Annotated in this window: 14 protein-coding genes and 3 tRNA genes; 10 read left to right on the top strand and 7 right to left on the bottom strand. The window is 68.9% G+C overall.

The window, feature by feature from the left end; translation table 11 throughout:
• Positions 1–2: 2 nt before the first annotated feature.
• A complete protein-coding gene (locus J2852_RS10585) occupies positions 3–1,163 on the bottom strand; it encodes an acyl-CoA dehydrogenase family protein (RefSeq protein ID WP_209875042.1) in 1,161 nt (386 codons plus the stop codon).
• A 143-nt stretch (positions 1,164–1,306) separates the two neighbouring features.
• On the opposite strand from J2852_RS10585, the gene J2852_RS10590 reads away from it, so the two are divergent.
• Complete coding sequence (locus J2852_RS10590; protein ID WP_209875044.1) at positions 1,307–2,218, top strand: LysR family transcriptional regulator; 912 nt, start codon at positions 1,307–1,309, stop codon at positions 2,216–2,218.
• Positions 2,219–2,226: 8 nt separating this feature from the next.
• Here J2852_RS10590 and J2852_RS10595 read toward each other — a convergent pair whose 3' ends face one another.
• The 3 genes from J2852_RS10595 to J2852_RS10605 are packed head-to-tail and all read right to left on the bottom strand — an operon-like array spanning position 2,227 to position 4,326.
• The gene (locus tag J2852_RS10595) at positions 2,227–2,877 is read right to left on the bottom strand and encodes a DUF6064 family protein (RefSeq protein WP_209875046.1); all 651 of its coding nucleotides are present in this window, start codon (positions 2,875–2,877) and stop codon (positions 2,227–2,229) included.
• Positions 2,877–3,809 (bottom strand): aldo/keto reductase, encoded by a 933-nt coding sequence (locus J2852_RS10600; RefSeq protein WP_209875048.1) that lies wholly within the window; start codon positions 3,807–3,809, stop codon positions 2,877–2,879. The genes J2852_RS10595 and J2852_RS10600 overlap by 1 nt, the downstream gene beginning before the upstream one ends.
• Positions 3,810–3,867: 58 nt before the next feature.
• Positions 3,868–4,326 carry a MarR family winged helix-turn-helix transcriptional regulator gene (locus J2852_RS10605; RefSeq protein ID WP_343206716.1) on the bottom strand — a complete coding sequence of 153 codons (459 nt, stop codon included), beginning with the start codon at positions 4,324–4,326 and terminating at the stop codon, positions 3,868–3,870.
• Between the two features lie 175 nt (positions 4,327–4,501).
• Between J2852_RS10605 and J2852_RS10610 the strand changes: the two genes are divergently transcribed.
• Together J2852_RS10610 and J2852_RS10615 are read left to right on the top strand one after the other, a co-directional pair.
• Positions 4,502–4,924, top strand: coding sequence for an organic hydroperoxide resistance protein (locus J2852_RS10610; RefSeq protein ID WP_209875054.1), 423 nt, complete (start codon positions 4,502–4,504; stop codon positions 4,922–4,924).
• 115 nt (positions 4,925–5,039) lie between these two features.
• Positions 5,040–6,188: an MFS transporter gene (locus tag J2852_RS10615; RefSeq protein ID WP_209875057.1), complete on the top strand. Its 1,149-nt coding sequence runs from the start codon at positions 5,040–5,042 to the stop codon at positions 6,186–6,188.
• Here the strand turns inward: J2852_RS10615 and J2852_RS10620 are convergent.
• On the bottom strand, positions 6,185–8,731 hold the full coding sequence (locus tag J2852_RS10620) for a DUF3772 domain-containing protein (protein WP_209875059.1): 2,547 nt from the start codon (positions 8,729–8,731) through the stop codon (positions 6,185–6,187). The two genes, J2852_RS10615 and J2852_RS10620, sit on opposite strands and share 4 nt — an antisense overlap.
• Before the next feature lie 230 nt (positions 8,732–8,961).
• Here J2852_RS10620 and J2852_RS10625 point away from each other — a divergent pair, with 230 nt between their 5' ends.
• The 4 genes from J2852_RS10625 (at position 8,962) to J2852_RS10640 (ending at position 9,674) form a co-directional block, all read left to right on the top strand.
• The gene (locus J2852_RS10625; RefSeq protein WP_209875062.1) at positions 8,962–9,168 is read left to right on the top strand and encodes a hypothetical protein; all 207 of its coding nucleotides are present in this window, start codon (positions 8,962–8,964) and stop codon (positions 9,166–9,168) included.
• Between the two features lie 166 nt (positions 9,169–9,334).
• A tRNA-Leu gene (locus J2852_RS10630) sits at positions 9,335–9,421 on the top strand.
• A gap of 38 nt (positions 9,422–9,459) precedes the next feature.
• Positions 9,460–9,535: transfer RNA gene (locus J2852_RS10635), tRNA-Ala, on the top strand.
• Between the two features lie 52 nt (positions 9,536–9,587).
• A tRNA-Leu gene (locus J2852_RS10640) sits at positions 9,588–9,674 on the top strand.
• Between the two features lie 64 nt (positions 9,675–9,738).
• On the opposite strand, the gene lysM is transcribed toward J2852_RS10640, so the two are convergent.
• Positions 9,739–10,209, bottom strand: a complete 471-nt coding sequence (gene lysM / locus J2852_RS10645) for a peptidoglycan-binding protein LysM (RefSeq protein WP_209875065.1) — start codon at positions 10,207–10,209, stop codon at positions 9,739–9,741.
• Positions 10,210–10,557: 348 nt separating this feature from the next.
• Here lysM and J2852_RS10650 point away from each other — a divergent pair, with 348 nt between their 5' ends.
• Entirely contained in the window at positions 10,558–13,506 is a 2,949-nt protein-coding gene (locus J2852_RS10650) for a PAS domain S-box protein (protein ID WP_209875068.1), read from the top strand.
• On the opposite strand, the gene J2852_RS10655 is transcribed toward J2852_RS10650, so the two are convergent.
• Entirely contained in the window at positions 13,451–14,875 is a 1,425-nt protein-coding gene (locus J2852_RS10655) for a cytochrome P450 (protein ID WP_209875071.1), read from the bottom strand. The genes J2852_RS10650 and J2852_RS10655 overlap by 56 nt on opposite strands.
• A gap of 52 nt (positions 14,876–14,927) precedes the next feature.
• Here J2852_RS10655 and J2852_RS10660 point away from each other — a divergent pair, with 52 nt between their 5' ends.
• Together J2852_RS10660 and J2852_RS10665 are read left to right on the top strand one after the other, a co-directional pair.
• Positions 14,928–15,956, top strand: a complete 1,029-nt coding sequence (locus J2852_RS10660; RefSeq protein WP_209875074.1) for an AraC family transcriptional regulator — start codon at positions 14,928–14,930, stop codon at positions 15,954–15,956.
• 305 nt (positions 15,957–16,261) lie between these two features.
• Complete coding sequence (locus J2852_RS10665) at positions 16,262–16,879, top strand: DUF2076 domain-containing protein (protein WP_246499477.1); 618 nt, start codon at positions 16,262–16,264, stop codon at positions 16,877–16,879.
• Positions 16,880–16,953 lie beyond the last annotated feature (74 nt).

Consider the following 16,953-nt stretch of genomic DNA (forward strand, 5'->3'; position numbering starts at 1 on the left):
GCTCAGAACGACTTCGGCATCCGGAGCACATGCGTGCCCACATGGGAGAGGATCAGGTTGGTCGAGATCGGCGCCACCTGATAGAGGCGGGTTTCGCGGAACTTGCGCTCGATGTCGTATTCCTCGGCGAAGCCGAAGCCGCCGTGCGCCTGCAAGCAGGTGTCGGCAGCGTGCCAGGACGCTTCGGAAGCCAGCAGCTTCGCCATGTTCGCCTCGGTGCCGCAGGGGATGCCAGCGTCGAACATGGCTGCGGCCTTCCGCACCATCAGGTTGGCGGCCTCGGTCTCCACGTAATTGCGGGCGATGGGGAACTGGATGCCCTGGTTGGCGCCGATGGGGCGGCCAAACACCTCGCGTTCCCGCGCGTAGGCGGAGGCGCGGTCGATGAAGAAGTGGGCGTCGCCGATGCACTCCGATGCGATCAGGATGCGCTCCGCGTTCATGCCGTCGAGGATGTAGCGGAAGCCCTTGCCCTCCTCCCCGATCAGGTTCTCGGCCGGGACCTCCAGATTATCGAAGAACAGCTCGGTGGTGGCGTGGTTGATCATGGTGCGGATCGGCCGGATGGTCAGGCCGTTGCCGACCGCCTTGCGCAGGTCCACCAGCAGGACGCTCATCCCCTCGGTCGGTTTGGCGACTTCGTCGCGCGGGGTGGTGCGGACCAGCAGGACCATCAGGTCGGAATGCTCGGCGCGCGAGATCCACACCTTCTGGCCGTTGACGATGTACCGGTCGCCCTCGCGCCGGGCGAAGGTGCGGATGCGGGTGGTGTCGGTGCCGCTGGTCGGCTCGGTCACGCCAAAGGCCTGGAGGCGCAGCGTGCCCTCGGCGATGCCCGGCAGATAGGCCCGCTTCTGCGCGTCGCTGCCGTGCCGCAGGATGGTGCCCATCGTGTACATCTGCGCGTGGCAGGCACCACCATTGCAGCCGGAACGGTGGATTTCCTCAAGAATCGCGGTCGCGGCGCCGAGTCCGAGGCCGGAACCGCCGTACTCCTCCGGGATCAGGACGGACAGGAAACCGCTTTCCATCAGCGCCCGCACGAACTCCGTGGGGTAGGCCCGCTCCGCGTCCAGCCTGCGCCAGTACTCGCCCGGAAAGCGCGCGCACAGTTTGCGCACGGACTCGCGGATCTCCGGAAACGTCTCGCCGGGTGCCTCCACGGCATCCTCCCCTTTCGATTTTCGGCCCCCGTCGATTTTTGACACGGTGGCCTTTTCAAGAAAGGTGTGGATCGGATAGGCTATGCGTCAATGGTATAAATCTTATAACCGCTATTCCATTTGGATATGAGGGTGATCGCGGCATGGACTTCCGGCAGCTCCGCAACTTCCTGCATGTGGCGGAGCTGCAAAGCCTGTCGCGCGCCGCCGCCGTCCTGCGCGTGGCCCAGCCGGCCCTGTCCCGCCAGATCAAGGCGCTGGAGGAGGAACTGGGCGTGCAGCTGTTGCAGCGGCACGGCTGGGGCGTCACGCCGACCCCCGCCGGACAGGTGCTGATGGAGCACGCCCGCCGCGTGCTGAAGGAGGTGGGGGCCGCCCGCGACGCCGTGCAGGCCTACCAGATGGAACCGTCGGGCAGCGTCACCTTCGGCACGCCGACCTCGCTGGGGGCGGTGATGCTGCCGGGGCTGACGGTGCGGTTCCGGCGGCAGGCGCCGAAGGTGCGGCTGCATCTGGTGGAGGGGTTCAGCGCGTCGATCCACGAATGGGTGCTGTCCGGGCGCCTCGACCTCGCCGTGCTGTACGAGACCAAGACCATGGGCAGCCTGCACACCACGCCGCTGCTGGAGGAAACCATGGTGCTGCTGGGATCCGCCGGGCGGTTCGCGGACGGCGCGGAACTGGACGTGACGGAGGTCGCGGCGCTCGACCTGATTCTGCCGGCTCGCCCGCACCGGCTGCGCCTGCTGGTCGATCAGGTCTTCGCCGAGCGTGACCTGACCTGCGCCCCGATCGTCGAGGTGGACGCCTTGCCGGCCTTGATCGAGTTGGTGCGCATGGGGGAGGGCTGCACTCTGCTGCCCTATTGCTGCGTGCATGCGCTGGTCAGCGAAGGGAGCTTGAGCGCCGCCGCCGTGTTTCCAGCCATTCGCCGTTCGTTGGTGCTGGTTCGCCCGCCGGACCGCATTCCGACCCCGGCCTCCGAAGCGCTGGAGCGCGAAGTGTTCGCCTTCATCGAGGCGAATTCCGCCGAGTTGCGCTGGACCCTCCCCTGATCGGGGCGTCAGAACCTGCGGCGCGCCAGTTCCGCGACGGTGAGCCCCGCCGCCAGCGGCATCACCCAGGCATCCGGCGCCTCCATGGTCCACAAGGTCGCCCCGCTGAACAGGCACCAGAGCAGAGGCACGGCCAGCAGTTCCCAGCGCACCCGATCCGCCGCGAGCAGAACGCCGAGCGTCGCGACCACGGTCGGATCCGGCATGACCCCGAAAAGCTCGGCCCGGGACCACGCGCGCCCGCTCAGCGGACCAATCAACGGCTGGATGAACAGGGCGAACAGGAACAGGCCGAGGCCCACCCACCGTCCGCCGCCATGGAACGTCAGCTTGCCGGCGATCACGCCCGCCACGGCCAGCAACAGCGTCTCAATCGCGAAGGCCGCCGCCACATAGCTGGCCGCCCAGTTGATGGTGGCGTAGCGGGTGAACAGATAGCCCCACGCCACCCACAGCCAGCCGGCGGCCAGAATCGCGGCGACGATCCGGCCCGAGGACGGCCCCGCCCTGCGCACCAGCACAAGGATCGCGAGACCCGCGACCAGCGCCACGAGTTGTCCCGGCCAGATCGCGGCGTTGTACAGCTCGATCAGACGGTAGTAGGTGCGGGGCGAAAAGAGCAGGAAGTCCGAGGGCGTGTAGGTCCACCACTCGGACATCAGAGATCCTCGACATAGGCCACCATGCGGCGGCGCATGGCCTCGTCCGGCAGGGGGCCGTGGGCGGCGTCCATGTTCTCGCGGACGTGATTGATGTTGGTGGTTGCGGGGATCGCGCAGGTCACCGCCGGATGCGACACGATGAACTTCAGCAGGAATTGCGCCCAGGTCGAACACTGGATTTCGGCCGCCCAGGGCGGAAGCGGGTGGCGCTCCATCCGCCGAGTCAGCGCACCCTGGCGGAACGGCCGGTTGACGATGACGCCCATGCCCCGGTCCCGAGCCAGGGGGAGGATGCGGTCTTCCACCTCGCGGTCCAGGATGTTGTAGGTGACTTGGACGAAGTCGAGCGGCTGGCCGCGCATGATCTGTGCGAACTCGCGGTGGCGCCGTCCTTCCGAGGTGGTGATGCCGACATAGCGCAGCCGCCCGTCCGCCTTCATCGCGAACAGCGTCTTCAGATGCTCCTGCCAGGAGAGCAGGTTGTGCACCTGAAGCAGATCGAAGCGCGGAACACCCCAGAGGCGCCGGGACTCCTCGATCTGCTCCGGCCCGCGCGCGCCGGAGGAAATCCACACCTTGTCGGTCGCGAACAGCGCCGGCGGCGTGCCCAGTTTGCCCAGGCCATACCCGATCACCTCCTGCGCGGAGCCGTACATCGGCGAGGAATCGATCATCCGCCCGCCAGCCTGGAAGAAGGCCTGCATAACCGCCGCGCAGGCGTCGCGGGCCTCCTCGTCATCGCCGACGTTGAAGGTGATCCAACTGCCGAGGCCGACCACGGGCAGCATCTCGCCGGACGACGGGATCGGTCTGGTGACGAGCGGCCCGCGCTGGGCCGTGGCAGGGGACGGGTAAAGGATCCCCACAGCGGCGGTGGCGGCCAGCAGATGCATCAGGCTGCGGCGGTTCAGCGTGCGGGCGTCTTGCATCGGGACTGTCCGTTTCTGGCCGGGCATGAAGGGAAAGATGCCGCAAGCCCGGTCGGCGTCAATCCTCCCGCTGGGGCTGCGCCAGCAGGTTGCCGCGCAGGCCCGCCAGACCATCGCGCAGGGCGGTGAGGGCATCGGCGCTGAGGCCGGTGGCGCAGAGGATGCCGTCCTGCACCGCGCCGGCCTTCTGGCGAAGGGCACGGCCGGCGTCGGTCAGGGTCACCCGGACGAGGCGTTCGTCGGCGGTGTCCCGCTGGCGGGCAACCAGCCCGGCGGCTTCCATCCGCTTCAGCAGCGGGGTCAGGGTCCCAGAATCGAGGAACAGCCGGTTGCCCAGCTCCTTCACGGTGATGCCCTCCGACTCCCACAGCACCAGCAAAGCCAGATACTGCGGGTAGGTCAGGCCCAGCGGGTCGAGCAGCGGCTTGTAGACGCGGTTCATGGCGTGCGCCGCCGAGTAGATGGCGAAGCAGAGCTGTTCGGACAGCGGCGCCGGTGCGCGGTCGCGGTCGGTCACGGGACGGTCTCTCCAGAAGCGGAACCGAACGAGCATAGAGCGAAAACGCGAACGGGCAATGGGATTGTGCGCAATCGATCGGCATGGCAGCTCCGCGCCACAGCAAATTGTGCACAATTAGATGGCGCGCCATCATACTGCCCAGACACAGCGTTCACATCGGAAGGAAGCAGCCATGAAGGTTCTCTATAAGACCAGCGCCACCTCGACCGGCGGCCGTGACGGCCGTTCCACCAGCGCCGACGGCGTGCTGGCCGTGCAGCTCTCCACCCCGAAGGAACTGGGTGGTGCCGGCGGGCCGGGCACCAATCCGGAGCAACTCTTCGCCGCTGGCTATTCGGCCTGCTTCCTCGGCGCGCTGAAGTACGTCGCCGCGCAGGAGAAGACCAAGCTGCCGGAGGACACGACGGTGACCGCCAGCGTCGGCATCGGCCCGCGCGACGACGGGCGCGGCTTCGGCATCGACGTCGATCTCGCCGTCGCCCTTCCGGGCGTGGAGCGCGCGACGGCGGAAGACCTCGTCGCCAAGGCGCATGTGGTCTGCCCCTACTCGCACGCCACGCAAAACAACATCGACGTGCGCCTGTCCGTTGCGTAACCGGTGACGTTCGGCCGCGCATGGGTGCCATGGCGAGGTTGCCGGGCGCCCGGCGCAGCCGATGCTTTACGGTCGGCGGACCGTCCCTTTTTCCCGTCCAGCCGTTGTCTTCCCGATGAATCTGATCCTGACCCTCGGGCTCGCCGCCTTCGCGAGCGCCTTTTCGCTGCGGACGACCGACCCAATGCTGACCGTCATTGCGGCGGACCTCGGCGTCGGCGTCGCGGAGGCGGCCTTGCTCGCCTCCGCCTACACGCTGCCCTACGCGGCGATGCAGCTGATCCTGGGGCCGGTGGGTGACGCCATCGGCAAGACGCGGCTGATCCGGCTGTCGCTGGTGGTGCTGACCGTCGGCGTGGCCTTTTCCGCCGTCGCCCCGAATTACGGGACCGTGCTGGCCTCGCGCGTTCTGGCCGGCGGTTTCGCGGGCGGGATCATCCCGGCGGCCATGGCGCTGATCGGCGACCGGGTCGCCTACACGGAGCGGCAGTTCGCCATCAGCCGCTTCCTGCTGGCCGTCATCCTGGGCCAGATGTCCGGATCGGCGGTGGCCGGGGCCATGGCCGAGGCCGCCGGCTGGCGCGCCGTGTTCGGGCTGGCGGCGGGGGCGACCAGCCTCATCGCTCTGCTGGTCTTCATCGGCCTGCGCGGGCAGAGCGAGCCGCAGCACCCGCTGTCGCTGGCCGATGCGCGGCGGCGCTACGCCAGCGTGCTGGCCAACCCGGCCTCCATCTGGGTCTTCGCGACGGTGCTGGCCGAAGGGCTGCTGATCTTCGGCGTCTTCCCGTTCGTGGCCCCCTTGCTGATGACCCACGGCGCGTCCGGCGCGGTCGAGGCCGGCATTACCATCGCCGCCTTCGCCGTCGGCGGGGTCTGCTACAGCGTCGTGGTGCGGCGGCTTCTGCCCCGGCTCGGCCAATGGGGGATGATGCGGGTTGGCGGGCTGCTGTGCGGCGGCAGCTACATGGTCATGGCCTTCCCAGTGCCCTGGCCGGTGGTGACCGCGCTGTTCCTGGTGGCGGGCTTCGGCTTCTACATGCTGCACAACACGATGCAGACCCAGGCGACGGAGCTGTCCGCCACGGCGCGCGGGTCCGCGCTCGCGCTGTTCGCCTCGTCCTTCTTCCTCGGCCAGGGGATCGGCCCGGTGTTGTACGGCGCCATCGCCCACACGGCCGGCTTCACCGTGCTGTTCCTGGGTGCCGGCCTGCTGACGGCGGCGCTGGGCATCGGGGCGGTCGGACTGATCCGGAAGGAAGCTTAATCGACGGGGCTCGGCTCCTTCTCACGGGCCGGGACCGCCGCCGGGATCGCCTTGACGGCGCGGGATTCGGCCAGCGCCTCCAGCAGTTCCTCGACCTTCGGCATGTGGACGACGCGCTGGTCGAAGGGCATCTGAATGCCCTGGGCGCGGAACTCCTCGATGATGCGCATGCGCAGCTCGTTGCGCACCGGCAGGATGTGGTCGGTGTTGGCGACGAAGCTGCGCAGCTCGAACTCCAGGCCGCTCGGGCCGAACTCGCGGAACATCACGACCGGCTCCGGGATACGCAGCACCTGCTCGTGTCCATACGCGATCTTCAGCAGCAGGTCGTGGACGAGGCGGACGTCGGAATCGTAGGTGACGCGCAGCTTGATCTCGATGCGCGTGGTCTTGTCCTTCAGCGTCCAGTTCACCACCGCCTTGGAAATGAATTCCGAGTTCGGGATGATCACCGAGGCGCGCTGGAAGGTCTGGATCTCCGTCGCGCGCACGCTGATGCGGCGAACCGTGCCCTCCATCCCGTTCACGACGACCCAGTCGCCGACCTTGATCGGCCGCTCGACCAGCATGATCAGGCCGGAGATGAAGTTGCTGACGACGTTCTGCAAACCGAAGCCGATGCCGACCGACAGCGCGCTGGCGATCATGGCGAGGCTGGACAGGTCGAGGCCCAGCGTGCCGACCGACACCAGCACCGCCAGCGTCGTGCCCAGATAGCCGACGCCGGTGCGGATGGAGTTGCGCACGCCCTCGTCGATGCCGACGCGGCCGAGGATGCGCTCGTCCAGCTGGCGCTGCACGAAGCGGGTCACCGCGACGATGGAGGCCAGCACCAGCAGCGCCGACAGGATGTCGCCCGGCGCGATCCGCACGCCGCCCACCGTGACGCCGCTCAGGAAGCTGTCGGCCAGCCCCTTCATTTCCGACAGCGTCATGCCGGTCAGCGGCATCAGGAAGAAGGACGCCACGGCCAGCAGCGCGGCGTCGATGGTCACCCGGCCGGCGTGGCCCAGCATGCGCCGGCCCTTGTCGGTGGCGACGACGAGGTCGCGGACCTCCGCCACCTGCCCGCTGCCGCGCTCCAGCAGGACGCACAGCAGCTCGCGCAGGACGCCGCGCGCCACCAGCAGCACGCCGCCGACGATGATAGTGGTCAGCATCAGCTTGGCCGCGTAGACCGCCCCGGCCAGATAGCCGGCCGCCGCTGCGGCCAGCGCGGCCACGGCGATGGCGCCGATGGCGAGGCGCAAGCGCGGCCACACCGCGTGGGCCGGGGCCGGCGTCAGCTCCACGGGCTCCGGACAGCCGCAGTCGTCCACCTCCTCCACGACCGGAGCGGCGATCCACAGCCGGTCGGGCAGCAGGGACAGCAACGACAGCGCGAGCAGCGCCATGGTGCCGAGCCCCATGACGGAGCGCAGTTCCGGCGGCATGAACATGCCTTCGGTGAGGCCGATTCCCGTGCCGGCGACCGCGAGGCCGACCGACGCCACTGCGATCCGGCGCACCAGCCGGCGGGCGCTGTCGGGGGACAGGTCGGCGAGCTGCCACGCCGGATGGTCCGGCGACAGGATGGCGCGGGCGACGCCGGTCACCAGGAAAAAGGCGGACAGGCCGCCGGACAGCCCCAGCAGCAGGGCGGTCAGCGGCCCGGCGTCGGGCACGTCGCGCAGCAGCCCGACCAGGGAAGCCGTGATGGCGACGGTCGGGACCACCGGCATCAGGCAGCGGGCCAGCGCTTCCACCGCCATGGCGGCGACCCGCTGGCGGTAGCTCGGCCGCTCAACCCCGTCGCGGTGGCCGTAGCGGCGCAGCAGCGCGCGGCGCACCGGCCACGCCACCAGCACCAGGAAGGCGGCCAGCGCGCCCAGCCCGTACAGGCGGTCGCGCCATTCGCCCTCCGCCAGGACGATGGCGAAGGCGCGTCCGACCCGCTCCTGGACGTAGGCGACCTGTTCGGGCAGGGCGGCCCAGCTGACCGGCGACAGGGGCACCGGTCCGCGCTTGGCGATCTGCTCGGTCAGCTGGGTCATGCGCTGGTCGGCGGCCGTGCGCAGCAGGATATCGGCGCGGGCGACGATCAGGTCGGCCTGCTTGCCGCGCCCCTCCACCTCCGCGATGGTCTGCGACAGGCGCTTGCGCTCGGCGGCGATGGGGGCGGCCTCCGGCGCCGCACCCTGGGCCGGCGCCGGGCCGAGGGCGTCCAGCATGCGCTGCGCCGTCTCGCGCGAGGCGACGGAGGCGCCACCGGCCTCCCGCGCCGCCTGCTGGACGGCGAGCAGCTGGGCGCGCAGCGCCTCATACTCCGCGTTGTCCAGATCGCCGGCGGCGAGGCGGTTGGCGGCCTTGTTGAGCGTGTCCTGCCATTGCGTTAGCCGCGTCTTGAAGTCGGCGGCCTCGGACGCGGCCGGCGCGGCGTTCTGGGCCAGCGCGGGAGACACCAGCACCGGAGACACCGGGCCAGCGAGCAGCAGGCCGGCGAGAAGGAGGCTGGCAAGCGTGGCGGGGCCGATCCGGCGGCCGAGGGCGGAAGGGAAGGGCATCGACGTCCTGGCTCATTTCAGCTGCGGCGCCGCTTGCGAGGGACGCTTACGGCGCGGGGCGACGACTCCTACCGTCAAAAGCGCCGATGCAAAAGGGGGGCGAATCCCGTCACGGCCCCTGTCACGGCGATGTGACAGTCTGTCTCTCTCGCTTTTGGAGTGTTGACCCAGCAAACAATAGACCCCAGTCTTACAAAAAGCCTGGAGTCATAAACCATAGGGAGGTCAGCATGCCCGTTTCGAAGGAAGCCGCCGAAGCCGCCCGCGACCGTTATCTGGCGACCTTGAGCCAGTTGCCCGGCATGGACCGCGTGGAAGTCGCGCAGGTCGGGTCGGATTACGCGCTGACGGTCAAGTTCCGCTCGGACGTGCCGAGCAGCCTGCCGCGCGATCTCGACGGCGTTCCGGTCGTTCCGCAGACGGCCGACCGCGCCTAGCGCAGTCCATCCAAAGCCGGGGCCGCGCCGGCGTTTTGCCGCGCGCGAGCCCGGCCTTTTCCGTCATCCGACGCTACCACGTTCGAATGTGAAAAATTTTGCTTGCGGCGAGGGGTTGGTTCGGCCTATATCCGCCTCCCCGCAGTCACCCAGAACGACGCGGGACGCGCTTGTGGCGGAATTGGTAGACGCGCTAGGTTCAGGTCCTAGTGGCTGAAAGGCCGTGGGGGTTCGAGTCCCTCCAAGCGCACCAACACCTTACCAGTGTTGGGGCTGTATAGAGATGAACGTGGGGCCATAGCTCAGCTGGGAGAGCGCTACAATGGCATTGTAGAGGTCAGGAGTTCGATCCTCCTTGGCTCCACCATCTCTCGTTTGATACCTCACCGCGGGCTGCCTATCCGCCCGTTGGACGAATTGCGGTCGTGGCGGAATTGGTAGACGCGCAGCGTTGAGGTCGCTGTGGCAGAAATGCCGTGGAAGTTCGAGTCTTCTCGACCGCACCATTCGCCGGAAAGCGGCAGGCCCCCTTGGGTTAAGGACCTGCCACGCACTCCAGGCTGATCCCCCTTATCGCGGCGGAATCCGAAGCACCTGCCCCGGGTAGATCTTGTTCGGGTCCTTCAGCATCGGCTTGTTCGCCTCGAAAATCCGATTGTAGAGCTGGGCGTCGCCGTAGACCTTCTGCGCGATGGCCGACAGCGTGTCGCCCTTTTCCACCGTGTGGAACTGCGACTGGAGATTCGGCTGCTCGGTGGGCGCCATGGTCGGCTGATCCTGGCCGGAACGGACCACGGCGGTCTGGTCGTCCACCCGTGACACGCCCTTCACGTTGCCCAGCGCGACGGCGATCTTTTCCTTCTCGTCCTGCGATGTGACGGTGCCGCGCACGGTCACGGTGTCGTCCTTGACCTGGATGTCGAGCGCGTTGACCGGCAGACCCAGCTGCGCGACGTGTTGCTTCAGCTCCTCGGGCGTCGGGGTGTCGGCATCGCCGACCTTGTCACCGGCATCACGGCGGAAGAAATCGAACAGGCCCATGGTGTCCTCCTCGTCTCGATTGGACCAAAAGAACAACGGGCGGGGCGTAGGGTTGCCCATCGGGTTGTCCACCGGGTGGACCAGTAAAACCGTGGCGTTCAGATGGGTGCGCGTCCAGGCTGCGCGTCAACGTTGAATAAAGAGAAGGCGGATTCTCGAATCCCAGCAATCTGAACGTCAACGTGATCGGCGACGACCTTCACAGATCAAGCAGCCTATTGATTGCTCGCTCGACCAACTGCACTGTTGACGTTGAAAGGTCAGAGACAGGAGAGTGCACGATGCACCAGCACGGGGCGATGCGGCCGGGCACAGACGCGGGAAGCTGACCTTCATGAGCGCCTTGGTATGAGCATCCTGGCCCGGCTCCTCCTGCTGGTTGGCCTTGCCCTCGCTCCGATCTCGGCCGTCGAGATCTGGAACCAGATCGACCTGCGGCATGACCGTGAGGCGGAGGTCTACCGCACGGCCCTTCACCTGCTTGGCCTGCTGGGCGGCGAGCAGCGGCGCCTCGTGGAAGGGGTGCGGAACACGCTGTCCCTGCTGGCGGAGACGCGCGCCGCGCGGGAACTCAACGGCGGCGTATGCCAGGGCCTGTTGGAGCGGACGCGCCCGCAGTTGCCCGACTATCTGACGATTTATCTCGCCAGGCTGGACGGCGCGGTTCTTTGCTCCACCGACAAGAGCCTGTCCGGCACGACTCTGTCCGAAAACACTCATGTGCGCGATGCGCTGGAGAGGGACAGCTTCACGGTCGGCGAGTTCACCCGGAACCGATCGACCGGCAAGCCCGCCGTTCCGTTCACCTTGCCCATTCACGGGGACGATGGGACCATGGTCGGCGTGGTGACGGCGCTGATCGACCTCGGCTGGCTCGGCGGCTATCTTGCGGAGCATCCGCTTCCGCCCAACGCCGTGATCCTTCTCTCCGACGGCAACGGAGTCGTTCTGGCCCATGTGCCGGACCGTCCCGGTCTGGTCGGCACCACGCTGCCGGACCGGTTCCGCCCGCTGATCGACGCCAAGGCGATCGGCACCGCCCAGGTGATGGGCATCGACGGCACGTTGCGGGTGTTCGCTTATGAACCGATCACCATCAACGTCCGGCAAACCTTTGTTGCCATCGGCTTCGACCACGCCGCCGCCATGGCCGACGTGGACGAGACGATGCGGCGCTCCCTCCTGTGGATCGCGACCGCTCTCATGCTCAGCCTGTTGGGCGCGCTTCTGCTCGCCCGGCGCCCCATCCATCGCCCGGTGGAAGCGCTGGTCGAGACGACGAAACGCTGGCGGTCAGGACAACTGTCCGCGCGCGCCGGCCTGCCGGACGACGGCTCGGAACTCGGTCAACTGGGGCAGGCGTTCGATCGCATGGCCGAGGATCTGGAGGCGCAGATCCGCGCGCGGGAGGCAACGGCCGCCGCGTTGCAGGTCAGCGAGGCCCGCCACCGCGCCATCGTGGAGACCGCCGTTGACGCCATGGTCGTCATCGACGAGCAGGGCTCCATCCAGTCCTGCAACCCGGCGGCGGAGCGAATCTTCGGCTACACGGAGGCCGAACTGCTCGAGCGCAACGTCACGACGCTGATGCCGGAGCCGTTCCACGCGGAGCACGACGGCTACATCGGCGCTTTTCTGCGCAGCGGCGTCCGGAAGATGATCGGCTCGGGCCGGGAGGTGCAGGGACGGCGCAAGGACGGATCGACCTTTCCGCTGGAACTCGCCGTCGCCGAATGGACGGTTGGCGGTCAGCGCTATTTCACCGGCATCATGCGCGACATCACGCGCCGCTGGGTGGCGGAAGAGGCGTTGCGGACCAGCGAGGAACGGTTCCGCGCGCTGGTCGAGGACGCGCCGCACATGATGTGGGTGAACCATCCCGACGGTACGCTGGAATTTGTTAACGCCGCCTTCCGCGCCTACACCGGCCGCCGGACGACCGAAGACACCCGCATGAACGACGTCCACCCGGACGACGTCGAGCGCATCCAGGCGGAACGTCGGCGTGCCATCGCCGCCGGAGAGCCGCACGAGTACGAACTGCGCCTGCGGCGGGCGGACGGGGCCTACCGCTGGCACCTCAGCCGCACCCACCCCGTTCACCAGGGCGGGCGCATCATCGCGTGGTTCGGCGGCGCGGTGGACATCCACGACATCCACCGCGCGCGGGAGGTTGCGGAGGAGGCCGACCGCTCGAAGAGCCGCTTCCTCGCGGCGGCCAGCCACGACCTGCGCCAGCCGATGCAGTCGATCCTATTGTTCGCCGAAACGCTGCGCCCGCACCTGACGGAGCCCGCCGCCCAGGACAAGCTGAAACGCCTGCTGCACGGGCTGGATGTCATGAAGGGGCTGCTCGACGGGCTGCTGGACATTTCCCGCCTCGACGCCGGAATCGTGGCGCCGCAGTTCGAGGTGTTCCGCGCCGCCGACGTGCTGGAACCGCTGAACGATGCCTACGCGCCGATCGCGCGTGGCAAGGGGGTCGAGTGGCGCGCCATGCCCTGCGGCGCCACGGTCCGCAGCGACCGCGTCCTGCTCGGCCGCATGCTGCGCAACCTGATCGAAAACGCCGTCCGCTACACCGACAGCGGCCAGATCGTGATCGACTGCACGGCGCAGGAAGACCGGTTGCTCATCGAGGTCTGCGACACCGGCATCGGCATCCCCGCCGACCATCTCACCCGGATTTTCGAGGAGTTCCATCAGGTCGGCAACGCCGAGCGGGACCGGTCGCAGGGTTTGGGCCTGGGCCTCGCCATCGTGCGCCGCCTGTCGCGCCTGCTGGACCACCCCGTGGAGGTCCGGTCCGAGCCCGGCCGTGGTTCACGGTTCAGCGTCGCCGTGCCCCTGGCGACGGAGGAGGCGGAGCCGGCGTCCTCTCCCGACGGCGCGCCCGAGACGCTCTCCGCCGCCGGGGAGGAGCGGCCGTTCGCCGTGGTGGTGGACGACGACGCCATCGTCCTGATGGGGCTCGACACCATGCTGCGCGAATGGGGGTACGATGTGCTGATCGCGGGATCGACGGACCAGGCGCTGGAAAAGCTGCGCTCCGATCCCCGGCGGCCCGACATCCTCATCGTCGATTACCGTCTGCGCGAAGGGCGGGTCGGCACGGAGGCGATCCTGCGCGCCCGCCAGATGTACGGGCGGAAGCTCCCCGGCATCATCATCACCGGGGAGATCGGCGCCGAGCCGCAGCACGACGCCATCGCCCACGGCCTTGGGCTTCTGCACAAGCCGGTCACGCCACGCCTTCTGGAAGTGGCGCTCGCCCGTCAGATGCGTGCTGCGGAGTGACCTCTGACAGCCGAAGGCGCAGGGGTCGGTCCAGCCGCAGCGAGACCGTCATGACCGGGCGCGGCGGCGCCACGCCTTCGGGCACCGACAGCGCGAAGCGTTGCAGCACCATCGCCGCGATCACCGTCATCTCGGTCATCGCCAGATGCTGCCCCAGGCAAACGCGCGGGCCGGCGCCGAAAGGCAGGTAGGCGCCGCGCGGAAAGGCCGGCGCGTCGGGGGCGAAGCGCTCCGGCCGGAAGGCCAGCGGTTCCGGGAACCAGCGTGGATCGTGCTGAATCACCTGCACCGGCAGCATGAACATGGTGCGGGCGGGCAGCCGCCATGGGCCCAGGGTGATCGGCCGAGTGGATCGGCGGGTGTTGAGCACCGGCGCCGCCGGGTAGAGGCGCAGCGTCTCCTGAAGGGTCTGCGTCAGGAAGGGCAGGGACAGCAGGTCGCCCGCCGTCGGTGCGCGGCCTTGCAGCGTCCGCCGGACCTCGTCGCGCGCGGCCGTCTGCGCGTCCGGATTCGCCGCTATGCACCACGCCCACCAGGTCAGCGTGGCGGCGGCGGTCTCGTGGCCGGCGAGGAACATGGTCATGCACTCGTCGCGCACGGTTTGCAGCGGCCACGCCGCCGGGTCGTCGCGATGCAAATGCAGCAGGCGGGTCAGCAGGTCGTCGGGCCAGCCGTCCGGCGCCAATCCCAGCCGTGCCCGCACATGCCGGTCGATCAAATCCCGGAGCATTGCCAGCGCGCGCCGCTTCTCGCGCTTCCACGGCACCCAATCGGGCCAGCTCGCCGGCCAGTACAGCTCGGCGTTCACCTGCCGGAGGACCGTGTGCACGGCGTCTTCCGCCACGCGGGCGTCGTCGCCGATCGCGCTCGAAAACACCATCCGCAGGATCACGTCCATGGCCAGCGACGTGAACGCGCTCTCGATTGGGACGCTTTCGCCGTCCGCCGGCCAATGCGCGAGCGCCTGCCCGGCCGCCGTGGCGATGGTCGGGACGAAGGCCTGCACCGCCTTGGGCTGGAAGCTCGGCTGCAAGGCGTGCCGCTTGGCGCGCCAAGCCTCGGCCTCGGCGATGAAGACGCTGCTTTGCTGCACTTGGGCGAAGACGCGCATGCCGCGTTCCCAGCGGATCAGCGCGTCGTGGTGGGTGACCAGCAGCTCGCGCGCGAGGTCGGGATCGGTGACGACGACCTGATGCTCCGGCCAGATGCGCAGATGCACGAGATCGCCGAACTCCCGCTGCCACGCGGCCAGCGTGCCGGGCAGATCGCCCGACATCCGTTTCAGCAGACCCCAGCCGGTCAGGCCGGGCGGCGGTCCCGGCGGCCAGTCGCCGAGGGGGTGAGGGCCGGGAGGGGAGGGTGCCTCCACGCGGGACGACGCATCCGCGTGGAACGGGCAAGGCGAGGGGGATGGCGTGTTCATGACCAGGATTGTGCGCCGGCACGCGATGCGCGTCTTGAACGCAACCGACATCGACGCGGTATCTCGCCACCGTCTATGCTGTGCGGCGATGATCCCGAACCGACAGCCTTCGCCGGTGGACTGCCCCGACCCGCTGACGCGCGCCCCCCGCGTGACCGTCGCGGGAACGGCCGAGCGCGCGCGGCTGCATCTCGCGCCGCTGGCCTTGCAGGGGGCGGTGACGGCCGTCATCTTGCGGGACACGCGCGGCGCGGCGTTGACCGACGCGCAACGCCTGTCGCATTTCCCGGCCTCGCCGCTGGTGTGCCTGTCCTGGTTCCAGGGCCTCGACGCGGGATTCGTGGAACGCACGGCCGGCGGCGTGCGGTGGCGGCCGTGCGGCGCGGCGGTGATGCTGTCGGGTAGCCAGTCCCGGCCCACCGTGGGGTGGGCGCCGACCACCGGGCGCGCCGGCATGCTGTGCGTCCCGGCGGACGTCGCCCGGACGCTGTTCGGGGTCGATGTGGCCGCCGTTCACGACCGCTTCGTCCCCGCGCGGGAGGTGCTGGACGCCGATTGGTGGCCGCTGCTGGACGCGCTGCTCGACGCCCCGGACGATGCTGCGACCCTGGCCGCGCTGGAGTGCCACATGGCGGACCGCTGGCGGACCCTCCAGGGGCGCGCGTTGTCGTTTCCCTCGCTGCGCCGCTTCGGCCGGCATTGGGTCGAACGGCTGGCGTGGCAGGCGCACCAGTGGCGGCGCACCCACAGCCCTCGGCAGGTCGAGCGCCGCATCATGGCGCACAGCGGGCGGTCGCTGCGGCAGTGGCAGACGCTCGTCAAGACCGAAGGTGTGTTCTTCACCGCGCGGGAACGGTACGAGTCCGGCCTTCCCGTCGATTGGGCGGAACTGGCCCATGATGAAGGCTTTGCCGATCAGGCGCATCTGTGCCGCGCGGTCAAGCGGATCACCGGCTTTTCGCCGAACGACTTCGCCCGGCGCTTCGCCGAGGACGAGTCCTTCTGGCTCTACCGGATCTGGATGTGACGCCGCATTTTCTGTGCCCGTGGCGGTCTTGACAAGGCCGGGGGACGGGGCCACGTCTCCTGCCACTTGGATCCGGGCCCCTCTGGCGACTTAGACGTGGTCGCGATGTCGGATCTCTTCACCTGCTTTTGCGCCGACGGGCGTGACCGCACTTGGAGGGACTGATGCCCCCACGGACCCAGGACACCCAAGCTCCCACTTCCCCAATCTCCTGCCCCAATCTCCCGCAAAGCCCAAGGACCGCGCACGGTGCCGCCATGGCGCCGCGATGCCGCGCGTCCGCATTTCCCGCAACAACCGAGAGCATGAGCACCGCCATGGACCAGACCGAACGCCAGATCATTGACGACCTGTTCGCCAAGCTGCGTCAGGCCGAGGCCCAGTCCGGCCCGCGCGACCCGCAGGCCGAAGCCCACATCCGCGACGCCGTCGCCCGCCAACCCGCCGCGCCGTACCTGATGGCGCAGGCCATCGTCATGCTGGAGCAGGCGCTCGCCGCCTCCCAGAACCGCAACCAGGAGCTTGAGCAGCAGCTTCAGCAGCGCCCGGCCGCTGCCGGCGGCGGCATCTTCGGCGGCCTGTTCGGCGGCGGCGCCAAGCCCGCCCCGGCGCCGCAGCGCCCGGCCAACTCGCCCTGGGGCCAGCAGGCGCAGGCGCCGGCCTACGGCGATCCGCGCGTGGCGGCCTACGCCAACCCGCATCAGCAGCGCGCGGGCGGCGGTTTCATGGCGGGCGCAATGCAAACGGCGGCGGGCGTGGCCGGCGGCATGCTGCTCGGCAGCGCCCTGTCCAGCATGTTCGCCGGCGGCGGCGAGGCCATGGCCCAGGAAGCCACGAACGCCGTGGATCAGGTGGCCGAGCAGGTGCCGGAGGACAGCGGCTGGAGCCTCTTCGGCGGCGGTGACGAGGAAGAGGAACTCTGATCCGGCAATCCCTGATCCAGCAGGGGGCGGGCGGGCTTCGGCCCGCCCCGACGCTGCGCCTTTTCAACCTCGAC

The sequence above is a fragment of the Azospirillum soli genome (assembly GCF_017876165.1).
GTDB lineage: Bacteria > Pseudomonadota > Alphaproteobacteria > Azospirillales > Azospirillaceae > Azospirillum > Azospirillum soli.